Raw genomic sequence first — 18,745 nt, 5'->3', positions numbered from 1 at the left:
CATGCAGCGCAAGCCAGCGGCGACCAGCGTCGCCGTGCACGAATTGATCGCGCAGCGCTGGAGCCCGCGCGCGTTCGACCCGGACGCCAAGGTGTCCGAAGAGCAACTGCGCGCACTACTCGAAGCCGCCAGGTGGGCGCCGTCGTTCGGCAACACCCAGCCCGCGCGGTTCCTGGTCGGCCGCAGGGGCGACGCCGTGTTCGACCGCATCCTCGGCACGCTGACCGAGCGCAATCAGGACTGGGCGAGCCGCGTCGGGGTGCTACTCGCCGGGGTGGCGATCACCCGCAACGAGAAAGGCGACGTGCCCTACGCGGAATACGGCGTCGCGCTCGCCGCGCAGAACCTCGTGCTGCAAGCGGTGGCCGAAGGGCTGGCCGCCCACCAGATGGCGGGGTTCGATTCGGACGCGCTTCACCGCGCGTTCGAGCTGCCCGACGACGTCCGGCCGGTGGTCACCATCGCCGTCGGGGTGCAGACGGACGCCGATGTGCTCGGCGCGCAGCGGCTCGTCGAGCGGGAACGCGGGGAGCGATCACGCATCCCGCTGGCGGAGTTCGCTCGCGCTGGGTGGGACACGCCCGCGTTCTAAGCTCGGCACACAACGTCCCGAGCGGGGGACACGGCGTCTCGCAACGCCGGGCGCTACTTTCCGAGCGCGCCCAACCGACGAATGATCGTGGCGCCGAGAGACGACACGATCAGCCAGAAGATCGCCGCGATGCCGTAGTTGACCAGGATTTTCAGCTGCGCGTCGTCAGGCTGGAACAGGTCCTTGAAGGCGAGCGCGAGCGGGTCGGCCCAGTCGCGGACGAACGACACGATGCTGTTCTCCTCGTTCGCGTCCGCGATGGTGAACACCACGTGCAACACCAGGACCAGCGCGAACAGCAGGAACACCCAGCGCACTATCGCGGCGAGGATGTTGACCATCTTGTCCTTAACCGCGATCCAGTCGACGCTCGGGCCGCGCTTGCCGCCCCCGGCCTCGTGATCGTTCGAGTTAGCGCTCGACTTCTCAGCGTGCTCGCCCATGCGGGGAGTCTGACATGCCACGCGCCGCGCCGCTATCGCTACACCGCCGAATCGCCCGGTCAACTCGCCTGCGACGCCCCAGATGGATGCGCTACTCGACAGATTCGTTATGCTGGGTGCGTGGCACGCGCACTCCTGCTTCGCTGCCGCGACGGGGCCTGATCCGACCGGCCCCCCGTCGCGGGGCTTCGTCGTGCCGCCGGTCACCCGCCCTTGGCGGAAAAGCCGACAGCAGGAGACCATCAACCAATGTCCACTTCCCCTCGCCCGGAACACGGACCCATCGTCGCGCCGTCCGGTCCAGCGCCCGCTGACCAGCCGGTATGGAACCCCCAACGCGGCAGTTCGATGCCGATCGATCGGTATCAGCCCTGGTACCGCCTGGTCGAAGACATCCAACTGCCCGACCGCACCTGGCCGGACGTACGCATCAGCCGCGCACCACTGTGGTGTGCCGTTGACCTGCGGGACGGTAACCAGGCACTGATCGATCCCATGTCGCCCGCGCGCAAGCGCAAGTTCTTCGAGCTGCTGGTCGCGATGGGCTACAAGGAGATCGAGGTCGGGTTCCCCTCGGCATCGCAGACCGACTTCGACTTCGTCCGCGAGATCATCGAGGCGGACGTCATCCCGCATGACGTGCGGATTCAGGTGCTGACACAGTGCCGCTACGAGCTGATCGAGCGCACCTTCGAGGCGCTCAAGGGTGCGCCGAAGGCTGTGGTGCACGTCTACAACTCGACGTCGATCCTGCAGCGCCGCGTCGTGTTCCGCGAGGAGCGCGAGGGCATCAAGAAGATCGCGACTCAGGGCGCGGAGCTGGTGCAGGAGTTCGCGGCGAAGAACCCGGAGACCGACTTCCGGTTCCAGTACTCGCCGGAGTCGTTCACCGGCACCGAGCTGTCGTACGCGGCGGAGGTGTGCAACGCCGTCACCGACATCTGGCAGCCGACGCCAGAGAAACCGGCGATCCTGAACCTGCCAGCGACGGTCGAGATGGCCACACCGAACGTCTACGCCGACTCGATCGAGTGGATGGGCCGCAACCTGGACCGCCGTGACTCGGTGATCCTGTCGCTGCACCCCCACAACGACCGGGGCACCGGCATCGCCGCCGCCGAGCTGGGCTACCAGGCCGGGGCCGACCGGATCGAAGGCTGCCTGTTCGGCAACGGTGAGCGCACCGGCAACGTCGACCTCGTCGCGCTGGGCATGAACCTGTTCAGCCAAGGTATCGACCCGCAGATCGATTTCTCCGACATCGACCACATCAAGCGCACGGTCGAGTACTGCAATCAGCTGCCCGTTCCCGAGCGGTCGCCATGGGGCGGTGACCTGGTGTTCACCGCGTTCTCCGGCAGCCACCAGGACGCCATCAACAAGGGCTTCGACGCGCTGGAGTCGGCCGCCGAGAAGGCGGACGTGCCGGTGGACAAGTTCCCGTGGGAAGTGCCGTACCTGCCGATCGACCCGAAGGACGTCGGGCGTACGTACGAGGCCGTCATCCGGGTCAACTCACAGTCCGGCAAGGGCGGTGTCGCGTACGTGATGCGTAGCGAGCACCAGCTCGACCTGCCACGCCGCCTGCAGATCGAGTTCTCGCAGGTCGTCCAGCACTACACGGATACGTCCGGCGGCGAGGTCGACCCGGACACCATGTGGGACGCGTTCAGCAGGGAGTACCTGACGACGACATCACCGCTGGAGCTGGTTCGTTCGCACGTCACCGACAACGGTGGTGGCCAGTACTCCATCACGGTCACCGTGAACGTCGACGGTGAGCCGAACGAGATCACCGGCTCCGGCAACGGGCCGATCGCGTCGTTCTTCGACGCGCTGTCCACCATCGGTTACGACATCAAGCTGCTCGACTACAGCGAGCACGCCATGACCGCGGGCGATGACGCCCAGGCAGCCAGCTACGTCGAGTGCGCCATCGACGAGAAGGTGTACTGGGGCGTCGGCGTCGATCCGTCGATCGTGACGGCGTCGCTGCGCGCGGTCATCTCCGCGATCAACCGGGCACACCGGTAAGGCGGGCTACCGCGGCGTCACCGCGCACGCCTCGGCGCGCAGCAGGTCGAGCACGGTGGCGACCGCTGGGCGCGCCGGGGCGCCGGTGCGGAGCACGGCCTCGACGTAGCGGGCAGCCCTGATCCCGGCGATCGGCTTGCGCAACATGCGCTTGCCGCGCCGGGTGTCGATCGTGTACCTCGGCAGCAGCGCGACGCCGTGCCCCGCCGCGACCAGCTCTTCCGTCACGCCGAAGTCGTTGATGCGCTGCACGACGTCCGGCCGTACCCCGGTGCGGACGACAAGCGAGCGCAGCACATCGTCGACTGGGAAACCGACCTCGACACCGATCCAACGTTCGGTGGCCAGTTCGGCGAGCTCGACCTTGCGCCGGTGCGCGAGCCGATGGCCCACGGGCAGGGCGACGTCGAGTGGCTCGCGGAGCAGGTGCGTGACAGTCAGCCGATCGGACTCGAACGGCTCGGCGCGTTCATCGCGGTGCGTGACGACGATGTCGAAGTCCGCGAGCATGCCAGGCACTTCGGACGGCATCATGTCGATGTCGCGCACCTCAACCCCCAGCTCGGGATGTTCGTTGACCCGGTGCAAGAAGCCGGGCAGCAACAGCTGACCACCGGACGGAAAGATCGCGATCCGCACGGTGCCGCGCGGCGCGCTGCGGTAGGTATCCAGTTCGGACCTCGCGCGCTCGACAGCGGCCAGCACTTCATCCGCTCGGACGACGAGTGCCCTCCCGGCATCGGTCAGCCGCAGGCCACGCCCTGCCGGTTCGGTGAGCACGACACCCACCTCAGCCTGCAACGCCTTGAGCTGCTGTGACACGGCGGACGGTGTGCAGTGCAGCGCGGCGGCAGCAGCGGTGAGACTGCCTCGATCGGCGAACTCGCGAAGCGTGCGAAGCCGAATGACGTCCATGAAGCAATACTACAAAGACACTCAAAAATATTTCGCTGGTGCTTGAGAGTCGTCGATCGCAGGCTCGAAGGCATGTCGCAACGGGATCGCCTGCTCGCCATAGCCGTGGCCGTGATGTGGGGCGCGAACTTCCTCGCCGTGCACGCCACCATCCAGCACTTTCCACCGCTGTTCGCCGCCGCGCTGCGATTCGCTGTGCTCGCGGTGCCGACGATGCTCTTCGTACCGTGGCCTGGTGTGAAGCTGCGCTGGCTGATCGGCTTCGGCCTCGGCTTCGGCACTGGGCACTTCGCACTGCTGTTCGTCGCGATGCACATCGGGATGCCGACCGGCCTGGCGTCGTTGGTGCTCCAGTCGTCCGCGCCGTTCACGGTGTTGCTCGGCGCGGTGCTGCTGCGTGAGCGGATCACGCCGATCGCGGCATCCGGTATCGGGCTCGCAGTGCTCGGCATGAGCATCATCGGCTGGCAACGCGCCGAGCACGCCGCGTTGCTGCCGATGATCCTCACCGTGCTGGCCGCACTGAGCTGGGCTGGCGGAAACCTCTGCAACCGCAAGGGCTTCGCCGAACCGACAAGGGGTCCGGTGAATCCGCTGCACTTCACGCTGTGGATGTCAGTGGTTCCGCCGGTGCCGATGTACGCGCTGTCGCTGACCTTCGAGGGTCCATCGGCTGGCTGGCAGGCGCTGGCCGGGCTCGGATCGCCGGTGGGACTGATCGGGCTCGGGGGTTTGGTCTACATCGTGTTGATCGGCACCATCGCTGGATCCGGACTGTGGAGCACGCTGATGAGCCGGAATCCGGCAGGGGTGGTCGCGCCATTCTCGCTACTGGTGCCGATCGTCGGCATGACGCTGGCGTTCCTGGTGCTCGGCGAACGGCCGACCGCGATCGAGGTCGCGGCGGCAGGCATCGTGATCATCGGCGTGCTGCTCGGCTCGATGTCCTGGACCCGCCAGGTGCGCCCGCCGGCCACGCCTTCGGAAGCGGAGTACACGCCGGTGGCCCGATGAGCGTCCTAGCGCCCGGTCGCGCTCGGTGGGACGGATGCCACCTATGGATCATGAGGCGTTCCGGCGATATGGATCGCCGTTTGGTCTCAAGATCCACGCTGGCGAGTCCGGCCGCAACGTCTCCTACGGCTTGAGCACCACCTTGCCGATCGTCGCGCGCGACTCAAGCGCCTGGTGTGCGTCGGCCGCCCGCGCCAGCGGGAACGTCGCGCTGACCACCGGCACCAGATCACCGCGTGCGGCTGCGGCCAGCGCGCGTTGCTCCAGTTCCCGCACGCCACCGACGCGGCTCAGCAGGTCAGGACCGAACGCGGGCGCGACGGTGATGCCGCGCCCGACGACGTCCGATCCGTCCACAGTGGTCGGTTGTCCCGACGACCAGCCGAGCACCAGTGCCCTGCCGCCACGCCCGAGCAGTTCCAGTGCGGCGCGGCCAGTGCCGATCAACTCGAAGTCAAACCGTCGGCCCTCCGGCACGGATCTTGATGCGTCGCGGCGACCCGTATCGCCGAACAGCATCAAGATCCGCCGGGCGGACGACGTGTGGCGTCAGTACGCGGCCACGAGTTGCGGCTGGGACATCTTCGTTTCCTGCCACGACGAGATCTGCATGATCAGGCGGATGAGCAGGCCGCCCGCGATGGCGCTGAGGACGAACGACAAGACGTTAGCGCCGATCAGCGGATCGAACTGTTCGCCGATGTCACGGCGAACGATGTACTGGTCAACAGCGAGGTCGAACAGCCACACCGCCCACCACAAGCCCAATACTTTGGTGAACGGCATGAGGTGCATGTTGTAGCCATCTGGCGCGACATCCGGGTGACTCGCCTTCCAGACGTCGCGCACGATCTGGAACGGGAACCAGAGGAGCACGACCGGGCAGATCCAACCGCCCCACACCCAGCCGCGTGAGCGCGTGTGTTGCGCGCGACAGAGCAGTTCGGCGTTAACCCGTGCCCGCCATAGCCAGATCACGAACACGACAGCCGAAGCGATGAACGTCGCGAAAGACAGCGTGCCAGCGACGGAAGTGAGCGTCATAGCCACGTTGAACGGAGCCACGCTCGCGGCGTCCCCGGCGAGGTATTCCGCGATGACGTCTTCCGTGCTCCACGCGAGAACTGCCAACGCCAGATCCGCCAGCACGTACAGCACGATCAGCACGGCGGCGGCCCAGCCGAGAATCCGCGTCGGGCGCAGGGATCCTGACGGCGGTGGCGCGGCGGGAAGCGGCGGTTCGGATGGATTGGGTGGGACCGGTGGGTGCGGTCCCGATTGTGGCGTTGTGGGTTCTGACATGCAGGGAAATCCCTCTCGTAGCTTGTGACCAATGAGGACAGAGCCGCGCAGTGTACCCGGATCGCCCATTCGGCGTGAGTAGTTTTCGTGAATGCGCTTTCGCCGCGTTGGGCGCGGTGACGGACGCCCTCGCTACGGCCAACGCGCGGAAAGCGTCCTTCACCGCATCTTGACGTGACCCACACCACTGGATACCGTTCGGTATTCAATACCAGCGAGTATCGAAGGTGGTCAGCGGCATGACAGCAGTGGACGACAACAGAACGGCCAGGGCCAGGATGGGCAGACGCCGGACGATGCGCGTGCTCGTCACCCTCGGCGCGACGACCGCGCTGGTCACCGGCGCCGTCACCCAGGCCAGCGCAGCGGCAGTCACCCCGGCCACGCAGGCCATGCCGCAGCCCGCCGCCCTGCAGCAGGCCATCCCGCCGCCGCAGGACGACCCGTTCTACACCCCGCCAGACCCGTTGCCGGACGTCGAGCCGGGCACGGTCTTTCGGTCGCGGCAGATCGACGTCTCCGATAACGGCTTCAGCGTGCCGGTCAATGCCTGGCAGGTGCTGTACCGCTCAACGTCGGCCACCTTCGAGCCAAACGCGGTTTCCGGCACCGTGATCGTGCCCGAAGGGGCATGGACCGGCGAGGGCGAGCGCCCGCTGGTCTCCTATGCCGTCGGCACCCACGGCCTCGGGCCGGAGTGCGCGCCGTCCTATAAGCTCGCCACCGGCTCGGAGCGAGAGTTCTCGCTTTTCAGCCAGGCCCTGAACCGGGGCTGGGCCGTCGTCGTCACTGACTACGAAGGCCTTGGCACGCCTGGCCCGCACACCTACGTCGCCGGTCGCTCGCTCGGCCACGCTCAACTGGACGCCACCCGCGCCGCTGCCGAACTGCCCGATGCCGGGCTCGGTGACACCGCGCAGGTCGGACTGTGGGGATATTCCGAGGGCGGCTTCTCGACCGCCTGGGCGGCGCAGCGCGCGGCTGACTACGCGCCCGAGCTGAACGTCGCGGGCGCGGCAGTCGGCGCGGCCCCCGCCGACATGGAAGACATGGCCAACCTGCACGACGGCGGCCCGGCCAGCGGGCTCGTGCTCGCGGCTGCCGTCGGTCTGGCACGGGCCTACCCGGACGCGCCGTTCGAGGAGATCCTCACCGACGAGGGCAAGGAAATGGCCGCCGAGATCAGCACCCAGTGCGTGGAGGAGTTCTCCGCCCGCTACGCCTTCCGCAGCCTGAGCAGCTACACCACGGTGGACGATCCGATGGCGCTGCCGGAGTGGCAGCGAGTGCTGGACGACATCCGGCTCGGCGGCACCACGCCGCAGGCGCCCGCGATGATCTACCACTCGCCGACCGACGAGTTGGTCACGTTCGACCAGGCGATCGTGCTGAACGAAGCCTGGTGCGGGAGCGGCGCGACGGTCCAGTTCCAGCCAGCCGTGATCGGTGACCACGTGCTCGGCGCGATCACCGGCGCGCCGCTCGCCGTCGATTACCTCGGCGGCCGGTTCACCGGACAGCAGGCGCCGGACACCTGCGCGACCGCGCCGTGACCGGGCGCCCCGAGCGCAGCCGTCCCACCAGGGAGGAGACCCGGCGGCGGGTGCTGTCCGCTGCCCACGACGTCTTCACGACACGCGGCATCGAGGCGGCGTCGGTAGCCGACGTCGCCGCCGCGGCCGGGCTGACCAAGGGCGCGGTGTACTCCAGTTTCCGCAGCAAGAACGACCTCGTGCTCGCGCTGATGGATGAGTACGTGGCCGAGCGGCAGCGGGAGGCCACGGCCCTGTTCGACAGCGCGGCCGACGCCGACCATGCCCTGCGTGACGTGGGCAAACACCTCGTCGACGCCATTCACACCGGGGCAAGGTGGCAGCGACTGCTGATCGCCTACGCCGTCAGCGGGCAGCGCGACCCCGAGCTGGCGGACGCGCTCCGCACGCGGCGCCAGCGACTCAGGGAGTCATTGGCCGCGATGATCGAGCGGGTGGCCGAGCGGCACGGGCTTACGCTGCCGTTTCCGCCGGATGAGGCGGCGACGGTGGTGCTGGCGCTGTCTAACGGCTTCGCGGTGGAGGACAGCCTCGACCCAGGGGCGGTGCCGGACGACTTGTTCGGCCGGGTGCTGGCCGTACTCGGCACCGCGGGCGGCGCGACACCCGGCGACACAGCGATGCCATAGCCGGGCGGGTAGGCGGCGCCAGGCCCAACGGCACGTCATGGCACCACTCGGCAGACGACCGGACCGGGTGGCTCGCGCGACTCACGACGCGAGCCACCCGCCCGCTCACGACGTGGCGACAGCCTCCGGATCACCGACGTGCACGCCGTCCTGCCGCACGGTGATGCCATGCAGGTGGCAGGCGACGTCCCGGTTCTTGATGTGTTGCACAGCGGGCTCCGGCCCTGGTCCAAACCGGACGACCACGCCGCGTTCCTCGACCTCGACGTCGGTTACCGCGGAGAACACGTTCGCGGGCAGTGCGGAGCCGTTCTCCCGCAGCCACTCCGCCAATGTGTCCGGTGTGGACGATGGGAACCGCACGTAGTCCGTACCGACGTCGGCGTCGCTGAGCTTGCCGAACAGCTCCAGTTCCTTGGTGAACGTATCCTTGTCCACCTCGGTCCACCGATCCTCGAGGACGTCAATGAGGTCGTGGCCCTGCCAGCCGCACGACCCGAACGCCTCGGGACACCGCGGATGGAACCTGCACCCGGCTGGCGGCTTCGCGGCGTCCGGGATCTCGCCGCGCGGCAGCTTCTTCGGCCGGTTCCGCCGACCCGCCTCCGGCAGCGGAATCGCAGACAGCAGCGACCGCGTGTACGGATGCTGCGGGTCGTCGAACAGCAAGTCCGACGGCCCCTGCTCGACGAGTCCGCCGAGGTACAGAATGCCGATCCGGTCGCACAGGAACCGCGCCGTCGCCAGGTCGTGCGTGATGAACACGTACGTCAGGTCGAGGTCGCGCTTCAGTTCGAGCATCAGCTCAAGCACCCGCGCCCGCACGCTCATGTCGAGCGCGGCGACCGGCTCGTCCGCCACCACGAACTTCGGGTCGGTAATCAGCGCACGCGCGATCACCAGCCGCTGCTTCTGCCCACCGGACAGGTCCTCCGGGTAGCGGTCGAGGAAGCTCTCCGCCGGGTGCAGCCCGACGCGTTCCAGCATCTCCACCACCCGCTTGCGTGCCTCGGCACGGGTGCTGACCATGCCGTGGATGTGCAGCGGATGCCCGACGCCCTGCCCGATCGTCATCGCCGGGTTCATCGACGCGTTCGGGTCCTGGAAGATCATGCTCAGCTCGCGCCGCAACGGCCGCATCTCGCCGTCGTCCAGCGGCACCAGGTCACGGCCCCGGTATCGGATCTGACCCGACGTCGGCTGCACCAGCTTGAGCAGCGAACGCCCGAGGGTCGTCTTGCCCGACCCGCTCTCGCCGACGAGCCCGAGCACCTCGCCTTTGCCGACCGAGAAGCTCACCCCGTCGACGGCCTTGACGACGCTCTTGCCGCCCCCGCCGAACAGCCCGCCGCGCGCGGGGAAGTGCGTCTTCAGGTCGTCGACGACGAGCAGCGGTTCCGAATCGGTCACCGGTGTCAGTCCTTCCACACTCATATGCCACTCACCTGGGGATCACCCGATGGGGCAACGACTCCTTCCGGCACCGGCTGCCCGGCACCCGGATAGAGGAAGCACGCGGCCCGCTGGTCCGGCCCGACCTCGGTCAGCTCGGGCGGACTCTGCGTGCAATGGTCCATCACGTGCGGGCACCGCGCCGCGAACCGGCAGCCCCGCGGCGGGTCGATCAGGTTCGGTGGGTAGCCACCGATGGAGCGCAACTCGGTCGTGTTCAGCGAGATCGTCGACGCCACTAGGCCGCGCGTGTACGGGTGCTTCGGGTTGGTGAAGATCTCGTCGACCGGCCCCATCTCCACGATCTTGCCCGCGTACATCACCGCGACCCGGTCACAGGCCTCGGCGACGACACCCAGGTTGTGGGTGATGAACAGGATGCCGACGTTCTCCTCGACCCGCAGCCGTTCCAGCAGCGACAGGATCTGCGACTCCACGATGACGTCCAGCGCGGTCGTCGGCTCGTCCGCGACGATCAGCCGCGGCGTGAGCACGATCGACAGCGCCAGCATCACGCGCTGCCGCATGCCGCCGGAGAACTCGTGCGGGTAGTTGTCGATCCGCGTCGGCGGGATGCCGACCTGCACCAGCGCGTCCCGCGCCATCGCGCGGGCGTCCTCGCGCGACGTCTTCGGCTTGTGCGTCCTGATCATCTCGACGAAGTGGTCGCTGACGCGTTCCAGCGGGTTGAGCCGGGTCATCGGCTCCTGGAACATCAGCGAGACACCTTCACCGCGCAGCTTCCGCACCTCGGAGTCCGGCGCGGTGACAACGTCGGTGCCGCCGATCTCCACTTGGCCGTGCACCACGCCGCCGGGCGGCATCAGGCGCAGCATCGCCCGTCCCATGGACGACTTGCCGCAGCCGGACTCGCCCACGAGCGCGACGGTTTCGCCCTTCTTGATCTCGAAGCTGACGCCGTCGACCGCCCACAATGGACCGGACGCGGTGCGGTAGCCGACCCGCAGGTCGCGCACCTTCGCCGCCAGCCCTTCGTCGTCCTGCTCGGCGGCATCGGACGTCCGCCGCGAGCGGCCACGACGGCGCGCCGCCGGCATTGCCTTGATCTTGCGACCGGCCTTGCCCCTCGCGCGCAGCAGCGGGTTGATGACATCGTTCAGGCCCTCGCCGACCAGCGTCAACGCCATCACCAGCAGCACGATCGCCAGGCCGGGCCACAGCGCCGTCCACCAGATACCCGCCGCGACGTCGTTGACCGCCTGCGAGATGTCGTAGCCCCACTCCGGCGTCGGCGGTTGCACGCCGTAGCCAAGGAAGCCGAGCGAGGCGAGCACCAGGATCGCGTCGGCGGCGTTCAGTGTCAGGATGACGGGCACGGTCTGCACCACGTTGAAGAACACGTAGCGCCCGAGCACCGTCCGGTTCCGCGCGCCGAAGGATTTCGCCGCCTCGACGAACGGTTCCTCCTTCACCGACAGCGTGTGGTTACGCACCACCCGGAAGTACTGCGGGATGTAGACCAGGCCCACGGCAGCGGCCGCCGATGGCACACCTGGCGAGAGATACGCCGCGAGCACGAACGACACGATGATCGCCAGTACCAGCGGCGGGAACGCGTACACCGCGTCCATCGCCGTCACCATGATCCGGTCCAGCCTGCCGCCCCGGTAGCCGCTGAACAGACCGAGCGTCACGCCGATGATCATGGCGATCGACACCGCAAGCGCCATCACGGCGAACGCGAGCGTCGCGCCGTCGATGATTCTGGCGAGGACGTCGAACTGGTCCTTCGTCGTGCCGAACCAGTGCTCGGCCGACGGTGGCGCCAACTCGGGGAACGCCGTGAACTCGCCGGGTGACGTCTCGGCGCGGTACTGCGTGCCGTCGTACGGATACACGAGCGGACCGAGGAACGCGAGCAGCAGGAACGCGGCGATGAGGCCGAGTCCGCTGAAGATCAGCCCGCGCGAGATCCTGCTCGACTCCCGGAACGGCCGCCACACGTGATGTAGTCGGGTCTTCAGTGGCGTCCGCGCTTCGAGCACGGCGTTGTCGCCACCGGTAGATGTGCTTGTCATGTCACCTCGCCCATCAGTAGCGCACCCGGGGGTCGACCAGCCCGGTGAAGATGTCGATCAGCAGGGACACGCCCACGATCACCAGCGCGATGAACGTGACGATGCCCTGCACCGCCGCGTAGTCCCGTGCTCCGATGAAGCCGACGAGCGCCTGCGCGAGCCCCGGCCAGGTGAACGTGTGCTCGGTCAGCACGGCGTTCCCGATCAACATCGCGAACTGCAACCCCATGATCGTGATGATCGGGATGAGCGCGGTCTTGAACGCGTGCCGGAACAGCACGACGTGTTCGCGCAGCCCGCGTGCCCGCGCTGCCTCGACGTAGTCCGAACGCAGCGTTTGCAGCATGTTCACGCGGACGAGGCGGATGAACACTCCGCCGAGCAGCAGTCCGAGCGTCACGGCGGGCAGCACGAGGTGCGAAAGCACGGTGCCCAGCGCCGCCATGTCCCCGGTGATGATCGAGTCGAACACGTAGAACCCGGTGATGGGTTCCGGGGCGTCGAATCCGCCCGCGCGTTGCTGGCTCGGTAGCCACCCGAGTTCCACCGAGAAATACAACTGCGCGAGCAGCCCGGTCCAGAAGACCGGCGCGGCATAGATGAGGATGCCGAACAGCCTGCCGCCAACGTCGAACGGCGTGTCCCGCAACCTGCCGGACAGCGCGCCAACGGTGATGCCGAGCAGGATCGCGACCAGCATGGCGGCAAGGGCGAGCTCGATCGTGGCGGGCGCCGTGTCGAGCACGATCTGCACGACACTGCGCGGATCGGTCACCGGGTTACCAAAGTCGCCGGTGAGCGCGTTGCCCATGTAGTTGAAATATTGCACGTAGAGCGGGTCGTTGAGGCCGAGCGCCTCCTTGCGCTGCGCGATCTCTTCCGGTGGCAGCCTGCCGCCGAGCGTCGCTGTCACCGGGTCACCCGGCGCCGCGTTGAGCAGCAGGAACAGCAACGTGAGCAGGATGAACACCATCGGAATGGCGAGCAGGAGACGCTGCGCGATGTAACGACCCAAGGAACCAGCTTTCACAGCCTTGAGGCCTTTCTATCCACACAGCGCGCAGGCGTGACCGTGGAGAGAACCTCATCTCTCCACGGCCACGCCGCGGTGTGAATCACGACGGTCGTCAAACCGTCCGCGTTGTTACTTGTGGATCAGGTAGTAGCGGAACACCTGGGAAGCGTCCATGGTGTCCTGCACGCCCTCGACGTCGCTACGGACGAACGCCTCGGGGATGCTGACGTACAGCGGCACGATCGGCGCGTCCTCCGCGGCGATCTGCTGGATCTCCTCGAACGTCTGCATCCGCTCTTCGGAGTCGGCGGCGTCGGCCGTCTGCTGCTGGCGAATCAGCTTGTCCATCTCGGGGTTGTCATACATCCGCAGGAAGCTGCTCTCCGAGTGGTAGAACGGCTGGATGTAGTTGTCCGCGTCCAGGAAGTCCGGGTACCAGCCGAGCAGGAACGCCGGGTACTGACCCGTCGGGCCAGGCGCCATGTTCGAGGTGTACTGCGCCCACTCGGACGACTTCTGGTTGACCTCGAACGAGCCGCTCTCTTCGAGCATCCGGGTCAGCGTCTCGGCGAGCGGCGGCTCGGTCGGACCGTAGTGGTCGGTGCTGTACCAGAGGTCCAACTCGACCTTGCCGTCGATGAAGTCGCTCGGCTCCTTGTCGCTGTAGAGGTCCTTGAACGCCGGGGAGTTGGCGTCCTCGAAGGACGGCGGAACCATCGAGTACAATGGCTCACCACTGCCGCCAAGCACCTCGTCGATGATGCGGTCCCTGTCGATGGCCGCGGCGAACGCCTTACGCACGTTCGGATCGTCGAACGGCTCGAGCTTCGGGTTGAACACCATGTACCGGATCGAGGCGCCCTCACCCTGAATCGTGTTGATGCTGTCGTCGTTCTCCAGCGAGTCACGCTGCTCCGGCGTCAGATCACGGAACGCGACGTCGATCTCGCCCGATTTGAGCGCGGTCACCATCTGCGCGCTCTTGTCGAAGAAACTGACTAGCACACGGCTGTTCTGCGGCGCGTCGCCAAAGTAGTCGCCGAACGCGGCGAGCTCGATCGACTCGCCCTGCCGGTTGTCCTCGAGGGTGTACGGGCCGGTGGAGACCAGGTTCTCGTTGACATACTTCTCGTAGGTGTCGTCGGTCGAGTCGTCCGGCAACTTCTCGTCCGGCGCCGTGTACTCGCCGTCCGACGGCAGGATGGTCGCGACGTTGTAGGCCAGTTTGGACCCGAACGTGATGTCCGGCTCGGTCAGCGTGATCTCCACCGTCTGCGGATCGGGCGCCTCGACGGAGTCGATGCCCTCCAGCAGGAAGGCAGCGCCCTCCGGGTGGTTGATGTTCAGCGAGCGCTCCAGCGAAAACTTGACGTCCTCACTGGTCATGTCGGAGCCGTCGTGGAACTTGACGCCCTCGCGCAAGGTAAAGGTGTAGGTCAAGCCGTCTTCACTGATCTCGGGCTCCTCGGCCGCGAGATCAGGGCTCGGCGCCGTCTCACCCGGCTTGTAGCTCACCAGGGTAGAGCCGATGTTGTCGATGATGGTGCCGCAGTAATAGCTGTAGCACTTTGCGGGATCAAGCGTGGGGACGGAGTCGGTGGTGCCGATGATGATGTCGCCACCCTCACCGCCGTCGCCACTGCCTTGACCGCCATCGCTCTGGCACGCGCTGAGCACCATGGTGAGAGCCGCAGTGCCTGCCACGGCAGCTTGCCACGGGCGCTGTTGCCCCCGCGGACGAAGCAACCGAGCCATCCGTGTCTTGGTCATCACACACCTCGGGTTGTGTCCTTGTCTGTGCGTCGGGACACACCCTAGACCCGAGTCAAGCTCACGTGTGCGGTAGTGGATCACGATCTGGCCACACAGTGGGATCACATAACTCGCGTCGGCCGCCATTCGGCGCAAACCAGACTGGTTGACGGTGTGGCGTGCTCGGTAGGCTTGCTGCCCGCTACAGCGAACGGCGGCCGGAGAAGGCACGGCCGAGGGTGAGCTCGTCGGCGAACTCCAGATCGCCGCCCATCGGCAGGCCGGACGCGAGCCGGGTGACGTTCAGCCCGGGGAAGTCGCGCAGCATTCGCACCAGATAGGTCGCGGTCGCTTCTCCCTCGGTGTTCGGGTCGGTCGCGATGATCACCTCGGTGACCTCGTCCGATGAGATGCGAGCCAGCAACTCCCGCATCCGCAGTTGATCGGGACCGACACCGGACAACGGATCGAGCGCCCCGCCGAGCACGTGGTAGCGGCCCTTGAACTCACGGGTGCGCTCGATCGCGAGGACGTCCTTGGGTTCCTCGACCACACAGAGCATGGCCCCGTCGCGCCGGGTGTCCCGGCAGATGCGGCACTGCTGCTGCTCGGAGACGTTGCCGCACAGCTCGCAGAACCGCACCCCCTCGGTGACCTTGCCCAAGACGTCGACCAGCCGCTTGATATCGGCCGGTTCGGAGCTAATCAGGTGAAACGCGATGCGCTGGGCGCTTTTCGGCCCGACACCGGGCAACCTGCCCAGCTCGTCGATAAGGTCTTGAACGACGCCTTCGAACAACTCACATCCCGCCGGGAAGGCCGAGGCCGCCCAGTCCGCCCTCGCCGCCAAGACCGCCGGCAAGTGGACCGAACTTCTCCTCGGACAACTGCTGCGCGGACGCCATCGCGTCCCGCACCGCCGCGACGACCAGGTCGGACAGCGTCTCGGTGTCGTTGGGGTCAACGACGGACGGGTCGATGGTGACGTCCTTCAGCTCCATGCCACCGGTAACGGTCGCGGTGACGAGGCCACCGCCCGAGGACCCGCTGACTTCGGTGTTCGCCAGCTCCTCCTGCGCAGTCGCCAGCTGTTCTTGCATCTGCTGCGCTTGCTGCAGGATCTGCTGCATGTCGGGCATGCCGCCCCCTGGTTGCACCATCTCGGCCCTCGATCCGTTCGTTCTCGCCTGATTACGTGGCTGGTTTCGCGGCTGGTGCCCAGCCTAACCCGCTGCCCGCCGGGGACGTCGCGGTGTCGTGCGGTGTGGCGTGCGGAGTCTGATGCGGTCGGTGCGGTTGCCGGTGTAGCTCGCAGCGCCCCGGGTGGCGTGTTGATCTACTTCCCCTGCGCTGCGACCAAATTTCGTCCGCTTCGGCCGTTTCTATTGGTAATAGCGCAGGGGAAGTAGATCAACAACGGCAGCACGATCGACAACGACGTCCGAGCGATCACCCACGCCAGTGAATGACGCTTTGCCTGTACTGAGCACACGCAAAGCGTCATTCACCGCAGGCGGTTCCGGCGCCGTCGTTCCCGTCAGTCCAGACGGCGAGCGCCGAGGTGGTCGGAGAGGAGCTGGTGCGCCGCCCTACTCGGGTCTTCCGATTGCCGTGTCTCCTGCGGCGGGCCGAGCGAGCTGGGTTCCTCGGTGTACATGTCCTCGTCCTCTGCCGGTTCCGGTGGCAACGGGATGTCCGGCTCGGACTGTTCCTGCGGCTGTTCCTGCCGTGGCTGCGGGCGCTCCGGCTGGCGTTCCTGCTGCGACGGCCTGCTAGGGCGCTGCGTCTGGGCCTGTTGCTGCGCCTGCTGGCGAGGCTGTTGCTGCTTCGCGGCCGGCCCGCCCTGCTGGCTAGCCGCACCCTCGTGTTCGCAGCGCACCTGCCAATCGCCGCCGAGCACCTCGCGCAACGCCGCCGCGATCTTCTCGACGTTGGTCGGGTCGGACAGCCGACGCGCCAGCGGTGCCGCCTTGTGGGTGAGGACGACCAGGTTGCCGTCGACGCTGCGCACTCCAGCCTGGGTCAGCATCGCCTCGATGCTCCTGCCACCCGGCGCGTTGCGGATCGTGGCGAGCAGTTGCGGCCACACACCGCGTAGTCCGGTGGCGTCCACCCCGCCAGACGTCGAGGGCGCGTCGGCCTGCGGCTCCGGTGCGGGCTGGGCCTGCGAAGCTGGCTGCGTCTGGGCGGGTTGCCGCGTCGGCTGGGCTGGCTGCCGCGTCTCGGCAGGTTGCGCTGACTGCTGGTCCTGATCGGCCGGCTGCGCGGGCTGCTGCGGCGCAGAAGCTGGGGCGGATTGCGAGGCCGAGGCCGCTGGATCCTGCGGCTCCCGACCGTCTTGCTCCTGCCGCTGTGACGGCCTGCGGAACACCCGCTGCGGCTGCTCAGACTGCGGCGCGTCAGCGCCAGCATGCCCGGCAGCACCCGCGGGCCCGGCGACACCGCCGCCAGGCGCGGCACCCGCGGCAGCCTGACCAGCACCAGCCGCACCACCGCTCGCGGTGGCCCTGCGCTCCAGCCGCTCAAGGCGTTGCAGCACCGCGCTCTCGCTCTGCGCGTCCGGCGCGGCCGCTGGCAGCATCATCCGCGCACACAGCAGCTCAAGCAGGAGCCGAGGTGACGTCGCGCCGCGCATCTCCATCAGTCCGTTGTGGACGATCTCGGCGTAGCGGGTCAGTGTCCCAGCCCCGACGCGGTCAGCCTGCGCGGTCATCTTGGACAGCTCGTCGTCCGGCACGTTCACCAGTCCGCGCGAACCCGCGTCCGGCACCGACCGCAGCAGCACCAGATCGCGCAACCGGTCGAGCAGGTCGGACGCGAACCGGCGCGGGTCGTGCCCAGCGTCAGCGAGCCGTTCCACGGTGCCGAACACCGCTGCCGCGTCTTCGTCGGCAAGCGCGTCCACCATGTCGTTGATCAACGCACGGTCGGTGACGCCAAGCAGCGCGACCGCCCGGTCGTAGGTCACACCCTCCTCACCGGCACCGGCGAGCAGCTGGTCGAGCAGCGACTGGGTGTCGCGCGCGGAGCCACCACCCGCCCGGATGACAAGCGGATACACCGCTGGTTCCACCGGCACGCCCTCGGCCTCGACGTTGCGCTCAAGCAGTTCCCGCATCGAGCTTGGCGGGATCAGCCGGAAAGGGTAGTGATGGGTGCGCGAGCGGATCGTCTGCAGCACCTTGTCCGGTTCGGTCGTCGCGAACAGGAAGATCAGGTGTTCCGGCGGCTCCTCAACGATCTTGAGCAGAGCGTTGAAGCCCTGCGTGGTGACCATGTGCGCCTCGTCGATGATGAACACCCGATAGCGCGAATCCGCTGGCGCGTAAAAAGCGCGATCCCGCAGCTCACGGGCGTCGTCGACACCACCGTGGCTGGCAGCGTCCAGCTCGACGACGTCCACGCTGCCAGGGCCTTCCGGCGCGAGCGCGATGCACGAGTCGCACTTGCCGCACGGGTCGGGTGTCGGGCCGTCCACGCAGTTGAGCGAGCGGGCCATGATCCGGGCGCTCGACGTCTTGCCGCAGCCGCGCGGCCCTGAGAACAGGTAGGCGTGGTTGATGCGGCCCGCAGCGAGCGCGGCCCGGAGCGGTTCCGTGACATGGTCCTGACCGACGACCTCGGCGAAGGTCGCCGGACGGTACTTGCGGTACAGCGCGAGAGCCACGCCGCGAGCGTACCGGCATCCGGTGATCTTGGCGCTGCTACCCACGCTTCGCGTCCGCCCAGTAACGGCTCCCATGGCCAGCGCGACTGAAGGCGGCATCGGCCCCTGGGCCTGACGCCCCTGACGCATGCGACCGCACGAAGACATAAGGGGACCCCGCGCACCCGTCAGAGCCTGCTTATCCTTGCTGCCTTCCGGCCCTGGGGAGGTTCACAGGATGGACGCCGCGCGGGGTCCGTCTTCCAGTGTAAAGGTCACGCCGACACTGGGTGTGGTCAGGTCTCCAGCCGCCACCCCACCAGGCCAAACGGCGCACCGAACGCCTCGGCGCACTGAAC

The 18,745-nt window shown here is 67.6% G+C and carries 16 protein-coding genes and 1 other RNA gene; 5 read left to right on the top strand and 12 right to left on the bottom strand.

Annotation, left to right across the window (positions count from 1 at the left end; genetic code table 11):
• The first annotated feature begins 1 nt into the window (after position 1).
• Positions 2-592 (top strand): nitroreductase family protein, encoded by a 591-nt coding sequence (locus AMYHA_RS04990; protein ID WP_034268437.1) that lies wholly within the window; start codon positions 2-4, stop codon positions 590-592.
• A gap of 53 nt (positions 593-645) precedes the next feature.
• Here AMYHA_RS04990 and AMYHA_RS04985 read toward each other — a convergent pair whose 3' ends face one another.
• Entirely contained in the window at positions 646-1,035 is a 390-nt protein-coding gene (locus AMYHA_RS04985; RefSeq protein WP_034268434.1) for a hypothetical protein, read from the bottom strand.
• A gap of 249 nt (positions 1,036-1,284) precedes the next feature.
• Here AMYHA_RS04985 and leuA point away from each other — a divergent pair, with 249 nt between their 5' ends.
• Positions 1,285-3,069 carry a 2-isopropylmalate synthase gene (gene leuA, locus AMYHA_RS04980; protein WP_034268431.1) on the top strand — a complete coding sequence of 595 codons (1,785 nt, stop codon included), beginning with the start codon at positions 1,285-1,287 and terminating at the stop codon, positions 3,067-3,069.
• 6 nt (positions 3,070-3,075) lie between these two features.
• Here the strand turns inward: leuA and AMYHA_RS04975 are convergent, their stop codons facing one another.
• On the bottom strand, positions 3,076-3,984 hold the full coding sequence (locus tag AMYHA_RS04975) for a LysR family transcriptional regulator (RefSeq protein WP_034268428.1): 909 nt from the start codon (positions 3,982-3,984) through the stop codon (positions 3,076-3,078).
• 72 nt (positions 3,985-4,056) lie between these two features.
• Here AMYHA_RS04975 and AMYHA_RS04970 point away from each other — a divergent pair, with 72 nt between their 5' ends.
• Positions 4,057-4,998, top strand: a complete 942-nt coding sequence (locus AMYHA_RS04970) for an EamA family transporter (protein WP_034268425.1) — start codon at positions 4,057-4,059, stop codon at positions 4,996-4,998.
• Positions 4,999-5,121: 123 nt separating this feature from the next.
• Here AMYHA_RS04970 and AMYHA_RS04965 read toward each other — a convergent pair whose 3' ends face one another.
• Together AMYHA_RS04965 and AMYHA_RS25525 are read right to left on the bottom strand one after the other, a co-directional pair.
• A complete protein-coding gene (locus AMYHA_RS04965; RefSeq protein WP_051399552.1) occupies positions 5,122-5,517 on the bottom strand; it encodes a zinc-binding dehydrogenase in 396 nt (131 codons plus the stop codon).
• A 30-nt stretch (positions 5,518-5,547) separates the two neighbouring features.
• Positions 5,548-6,300, bottom strand: coding sequence for a DUF4328 domain-containing protein (locus AMYHA_RS25525; protein WP_169732900.1), 753 nt, complete (start codon positions 6,298-6,300; stop codon positions 5,548-5,550).
• A gap of 239 nt (positions 6,301-6,539) precedes the next feature.
• Between AMYHA_RS25525 and AMYHA_RS04955 the strand changes: the two genes are divergently transcribed.
• Entirely contained in the window at positions 6,540-7,853 is a 1,314-nt protein-coding gene (locus AMYHA_RS04955) for a lipase family protein (protein ID WP_157361819.1), read from the top strand.
• Positions 7,850-8,482, top strand: coding sequence for a TetR/AcrR family transcriptional regulator (locus tag AMYHA_RS04950; protein WP_051399549.1), 633 nt, complete (start codon positions 7,850-7,852; stop codon positions 8,480-8,482). Before AMYHA_RS04955 ends, AMYHA_RS04950 begins: the two co-directional genes overlap by 4 nt.
• Positions 8,483-8,587: 105 nt before the next feature.
• Here the strand turns inward: AMYHA_RS04950 and AMYHA_RS04945 are convergent, their stop codons facing one another.
• The 8 genes from AMYHA_RS04945 to ffs form a co-directional block, all read right to left on the bottom strand.
• A complete protein-coding gene (locus AMYHA_RS04945) occupies positions 8,588-9,892 on the bottom strand; it encodes an ABC transporter ATP-binding protein (protein WP_196776840.1) in 1,305 nt (434 codons plus the stop codon).
• A 20-nt stretch (positions 9,893-9,912) separates the two neighbouring features.
• Complete coding sequence (locus AMYHA_RS04940) at positions 9,913-11,973, bottom strand: dipeptide/oligopeptide/nickel ABC transporter permease/ATP-binding protein (protein WP_051399548.1); 2,061 nt, start codon at positions 11,971-11,973, stop codon at positions 9,913-9,915.
• A 13-nt stretch (positions 11,974-11,986) separates the two neighbouring features.
• Entirely contained in the window at positions 11,987-12,988 is a 1,002-nt protein-coding gene (locus AMYHA_RS04935) for an ABC transporter permease (RefSeq protein ID WP_196776839.1), read from the bottom strand.
• A 129-nt stretch (positions 12,989-13,117) separates the two neighbouring features.
• Positions 13,118-14,692 (bottom strand): ABC transporter substrate-binding protein, encoded by a 1,575-nt coding sequence (locus AMYHA_RS04930; protein ID WP_231104631.1) that lies wholly within the window; start codon positions 14,690-14,692, stop codon positions 13,118-13,120.
• A 250-nt stretch (positions 14,693-14,942) separates the two neighbouring features.
• A complete protein-coding gene (recR, locus tag AMYHA_RS04925; protein ID WP_034268416.1) occupies positions 14,943-15,539 on the bottom strand; it encodes a recombination mediator RecR in 597 nt (198 codons plus the stop codon).
• 1 nt (position 15,540) lies between these two features.
• Positions 15,541-15,900, bottom strand: coding sequence for a YbaB/EbfC family nucleoid-associated protein (locus AMYHA_RS04920; RefSeq protein WP_034268413.1), 360 nt, complete (start codon positions 15,898-15,900; stop codon positions 15,541-15,543).
• 377 nt (positions 15,901-16,277) lie between these two features.
• Positions 16,278-18,407 carry a DNA polymerase III subunit gamma and tau gene (locus tag AMYHA_RS04915; protein WP_034275837.1) on the bottom strand — a complete coding sequence of 710 codons (2,130 nt, stop codon included), beginning with the start codon at positions 18,405-18,407 and terminating at the stop codon, positions 16,278-16,280.
• Between the two features lie 145 nt (positions 18,408-18,552).
• Positions 18,553-18,647, bottom strand: an RNA gene (ffs, locus tag AMYHA_RS26270) — signal recognition particle sRNA small type.
• Between the last annotated feature and the right edge of the window lie 98 nt (positions 18,648-18,745).

This window comes from Haloechinothrix halophila YIM 93223, from assembly GCF_000504245.1.
In the GTDB taxonomy this organism is placed as follows: domain Bacteria; phylum Actinomycetota; class Actinomycetes; order Mycobacteriales; family Pseudonocardiaceae; genus Haloechinothrix_A; species Haloechinothrix_A halophila.
This window is presented reverse-complemented; position numbering and strand designations above follow the sequence as displayed.

Bases quoted from the DNA above. Each gene is read 5' to 3' on its own strand.
- AMYHA_RS25525 (WP_169732900.1), bottom strand. From the start codon at position 6,300: ATGTCAGAACCCACAACGCCACAATCGGGACCGCACCCACCGGTCCCA.
- AMYHA_RS04975 (WP_034268428.1), bottom strand. From the start codon at position 3,984: ATGGACGTCATTCGGCTTCGCACGCTTCGCGAGTTCGCCGATCGAGGC.
- AMYHA_RS04920 (WP_034268413.1), bottom strand. From the start codon at position 15,900: ATGGTGCAACCAGGGGGCGGCATGCCCGACATGCAGCAGATCCTGCAG.
- AMYHA_RS04955 (WP_157361819.1), top strand. From the start codon at position 6,540: ATGACAGCAGTGGACGACAACAGAACGGCCAGGGCCAGGATGGGCAGA.
- AMYHA_RS04985 (WP_034268434.1), bottom strand. From the start codon at position 1,035: ATGGGCGAGCACGCTGAGAAGTCGAGCGCTAACTCGAACGATCACGAG.
- AMYHA_RS04965 (WP_051399552.1), bottom strand. From the start codon at position 5,517: ATGCTGTTCGGCGATACGGGTCGCCGCGACGCATCAAGATCCGTGCCG.
- AMYHA_RS04970 (WP_034268425.1), top strand. From the start codon at position 4,057: ATGTCGCAACGGGATCGCCTGCTCGCCATAGCCGTGGCCGTGATGTGG.
- AMYHA_RS04990 (WP_034268437.1), top strand. From the start codon at position 2: ATGCAGCGCAAGCCAGCGGCGACCAGCGTCGCCGTGCACGAATTGATC.
- leuA (WP_034268431.1), top strand. From the start codon at position 1,285: ATGTCCACTTCCCCTCGCCCGGAACACGGACCCATCGTCGCGCCGTCC.
- AMYHA_RS04940 (WP_051399548.1), bottom strand. From the start codon at position 11,973: ATGACAAGCACATCTACCGGTGGCGACAACGCCGTGCTCGAAGCGCGG.